This is a genomic window from Microcoleus sp. PH2017_12_PCY_D_A (assembly GCF_020738565.1).
Lineage (GTDB): Bacteria > Cyanobacteriota > Cyanobacteriia > Cyanobacteriales > Microcoleaceae > Microcoleus.
Map to the genome: position 1 here is coordinate 1 of NZ_JAEQCI010000239.1, position 3,621 is coordinate 3,621.

Annotated in this window: 4 protein-coding genes and 2 pseudogenes; 5 read left to right on the plus strand and 1 reads right to left on the minus strand. The window is 40.8% G+C overall.

From position 1 onward, the window contains the following. Positions 1–142: pseudogene (locus JGK39_RS33170) on the plus strand (photosystem II q(b) protein); the annotation flags it as partial. A gap of 118 nt (positions 143–260) precedes the next feature. Here the strand turns inward: JGK39_RS33170 and JGK39_RS33175 are convergent. After that, a complete protein-coding gene (locus JGK39_RS33175) occupies positions 261–563 on the minus strand; it encodes a nuclease A inhibitor family protein (RefSeq protein WP_293262679.1) in 303 nt (100 codons plus the stop codon). A gap of 209 nt (positions 564–772) precedes the next feature. On the opposite strand from JGK39_RS33175, the gene JGK39_RS33180 reads away from it, so the two are divergent. The 4 genes and pseudogenes from JGK39_RS33180 to JGK39_RS33195 all read left to right on the plus strand — a co-directional run. Further along, positions 773–1,159, plus strand: a complete 387-nt coding sequence (locus tag JGK39_RS33180; RefSeq protein WP_293262676.1) for a hypothetical protein — start codon at positions 773–775, stop codon at positions 1,157–1,159. Positions 1,160–1,496: 337 nt separating this feature from the next. After that, positions 1,497–2,200 (plus strand): IS1 family transposase gene (locus JGK39_RS33185; RefSeq protein ID WP_293262673.1). Its coding sequence is split into 2 segments (ribosomal slippage): positions 1,497–1,818 and positions 1,818–2,200, totalling 705 coding nucleotides; the frame shifts between segments, so codons are not numbered across the junction. Between the two features lie 792 nt (positions 2,201–2,992). Beyond that, positions 2,993–3,349, plus strand: a complete 357-nt coding sequence (locus JGK39_RS33190) for a hypothetical protein (protein WP_293309030.1) — start codon at positions 2,993–2,995, stop codon at positions 3,347–3,349. Further along, a pseudogene (locus JGK39_RS33195) lies at positions 3,343–3,621 on the plus strand (ISAs1 family transposase); the annotation flags it as partial. The gene JGK39_RS33190 and the pseudogene JGK39_RS33195, both read left to right, overlap by 7 nt.

Genomic DNA, 3,621 nt, shown 5'->3' on the forward strand with positions numbered 1-3,621 from the left:
CAACACCTGGGCTGATGTTATCAACCGCGCTAACTTGGGTATGGAAGTAATGCACGAGCGCAACGCTCACAACTTCCCGCTCGATTTGGCTGCTGCTGAGACTACTCCTGTGGCTTTGGTTGCTCCTTCTATCAATGGCTAAGTTTTAGCTATCGATAACAAAAAGCGCTCCTAGAAATAGGGGCGCTTTTTGTTTGGGAATATATATTTTATCGACTTTTTTTGTTAGCTGAATCTACCTTGACCGCTGTTTGCTGGAATTAGGTTTCCACCAGTTGCGTAGAGAGTCCCATCCAATTCCCGGTGGGAGCCACTCCAAGAATATAAGCATCAATGTCGGTGCTGCCAACTCGGTAAACCTGCAACTGCGATAAATTCTGCTTTAGGATGCTCACTAAGTTCTGAAAGCGCTTTGTCGTTTCCCGTTCTTCCTCATCGTGCCAATCTTCCTCAGCATTTGCCACATCAAAGAACTCGTCCACAGTCACTATTTCTACTGGAGCATCGGGTGCAGGGCGAACGCATCTAAACTTTATATTAACAGAATATGGTATAGTGGACAAGAATTATTGAGTAACTACAAAACATTTAATTAGGGTTCACCTGTATGAAACTCAAACCTAAAATTACCATCGCCGACCATTTTTCTGACCTAGAAGATCCAAGAGTCGAGCGGACGAGACATCATCAATTAATTGTATCCGCTCAATAAGTAGGGGTAGCAAAGAAAAAAAACTAGGCAAAGTATATAAAGTGTTATAAAATAGGACACATGACGCAAAAGACTATTTCACAAGACAAGTCATTCTCCGATTTACTGCAAACCATCGACCCCCCAGGTATTGCAGACGAATCAATGCGTCAGACCGTAGAGATATTACTAAACCTCGTAGAGACATTACAATTAAAAGTCAAAGACTTAGAATCAGAGAATCAACGGTTAAAAGATGAAAACAACCGATTGAAGGGAGAACAAGGAAAACCAGAAATCAAAGCCAACTCCAAAGGATTCAAAAGTCAGCACTCATCAGAAAAAGAACGAAAAACGCCAAAAAAGCACAAAAAAGGCAGTAAGAACGCCACGATTAAAATAGATCGAGAAGAAATACTAGAATATCCCACAGACAAACTGCCAGCAGATGCAGAATTTAAAGGATAGGAACAAGTAATCATCCAAGATATCAGCTTGGCAACCGACAACATATTATTCCGCAAACAGAAATATTACTCGCCCTCACTCCGAAAAACCTATGTAGCAGAACTACCAATGGGCTAGGAAGGAGAATTTGGGCCAGGAATCAAAGCCTTAATCATTAGTTTGTACTATGGGGGCAATATGACGATGCGGCAAACTACTAGATTTTTTGGCAGATTTAGGCATTTCCATTTCAGCAGGTTATTTATCCAACCTGCTCATCAAAAACCACTCCGGTTTTGAAACGGAGAAAAAAGAAGTTGGCGTTGCTGAGTTATAGTATGAACAGGAGGAATAATTTATGCAATGTCCAGAATGTAAATCAACCCATATCCGTAAAAATGGCAATAAGAAAGGAAAACAGAACCACATTTGTGTGCAATGCGGTCGTCAATTCATCAATGAGTATGAGCCTCAACGAGGTTATAGCGAGGCCATCAAACGTGATTGCCTAAAAATGTATGTCAATGGGATGGGTTTACGGGCGATAGAACGAGTTAAGGGAGTTCATCATACCACGGTAATGAATTGGGTAAAACAAGTCGGAAAACAGTTACCAGATGTTTATGATCCTGAAGTCATTCCAGAAGTTGGAGAACTCGATGAATTACAAACTTATGTGAAAAAAAAACAGATAAGATCTGGCTGTGGACAGCGGTTGACCACTTTAAGCCAGGAATTTTAGGATGGGTATTAGGGGATCGTAGCGCTCAAACATTTGAACCATTATGGGACAAAGTAAGTGCATGGAAATGCTATTTTTATGTAACAGATGGATGGTCTGTATATCCCATGTTTATTCCTGATGGAGATCAGATTGTTAGCAAGACTTATATGACACGAGTAGAAGGGGAAAATACAAGACTAAGACATTATTTAGCCAGACTACATCGCAAGACACTTTGTTATTCTAAGTGCGAGGAAATGCTCAAGCATTCTATTAAATTATTAATACATTACTTAAAATTTGATGATCTTCCCATTCCTGGGGCATCCATACCTTGATTCAGCAACGCCAAGAAGTTTATGATTCAGGACTAGCGAGTAGCCCCTGGCAACACTTCGACCAAACAGGCGCGCGTGTAGCTGGAGTAAACCATACCACCAATATCATCTGTAACCCTTTATATACAGTATACTTCACAACAGGGAATAAAGACAGACTGACTGTCCTGAGAGGATTACAGCCAGGACGAGAACTAAAATTCATGCTGAATCCACGCTCCATTCTCACTAATTGAGGACTTCAAAATCCCGATTAAATGGCAAAACGCTCTCCAGCTATTACCTCAAGAAACGGTGTTGGGTGAGTCAGAGTTTAATCACCTACTTACAATACTTCGGACAGTTTTTTAACGGCCCTGTAAGCCTTACGTAGTAAGCCATGCCATTTTTTACGCATTTTCTGCAACGAGTGGGGCAAAGTCAAACATTAATAAGTATGTACCCAAACTGGGTGCTCAACAAGTTACCAGGATTAAGGAAGCAGCAGCTATTGCTTTCTATTATCAGCAAACAGATTATCCAGTCGTACAAACTCTTTGTTGCGATGATGCTCCGCAATTCAAGTTAATCACTGCTGATAGAGCATTATGTTGGGTGCATGAGGGAAGACATTACAAGAAATTAAGCCCCGTATTCCATTGCCATCAAGCAATTTTAGGGAAATTTATCAAAGATTTTTGGGATTATTATCGGGAATTATTAGCTTATAAAGATGTTCCCAGTCCTGAAGCTGCACTGCTTTTAAGGTCGAAATTTCGGCGGCTTTTTGAAACTCCAAGCGGCTAGGAATTGTTGGATGAGCGCAAACAATTAACTGCGACAAAAGTATCGGAGTTGCTGAGGGTTTTAGAGCATCCTGAATTACCTTTACACAATAATCCGGCTGAGTTAGCAGCCCGAACTATTGTACAGCGACGTAATATTAGCTATGCAACTCAAACGATTGAGGGTACTCAGGCTTGGGATACTTTTATGTCTCTTGTTGCTACTACTCGTCAGTTGGGAATCAGTTTTTTTGATTATGTCCGTGACCGAATTTCTCAACTTGGAATTATTGCCTCTCTGTCCACTATTATTCGCGAAAAATCTGCTCTTGATCCCTTGGGCAAGTCTATTGCAGCTAGATTAGCTCCTTCCCCTACTTATTGAGCCGATAAATTTGTGCTGTGATTTGCGGCGCTGATACATGGGTGGATATCGAAAGTTATGGGCGAGCCAAATATGAATGGTTAAAAACAATTTTAGAATTACCGAATGGCATACCTTCCATGACACAATTGCAGGAGTATTTTCTCGCCTCAATTCGGAACAATTTCAGAAAAGTTTTTTGAATTATATTCAATCTATTAATTGCTTTAACCCAGGAGAAGTAATCGCAATTGATGGCAAAACTCTTCGCCATTCTTACGATGGAGGAGCAG

Excerpts from the sequence above, each read along its gene's own strand:
- JGK39_RS33180 (WP_293262676.1), top strand. The coding sequence starts at position 773 with ATGACGCAAAAGACTATTTCACAAGACAAGTCATTCTCCGATTTACTG.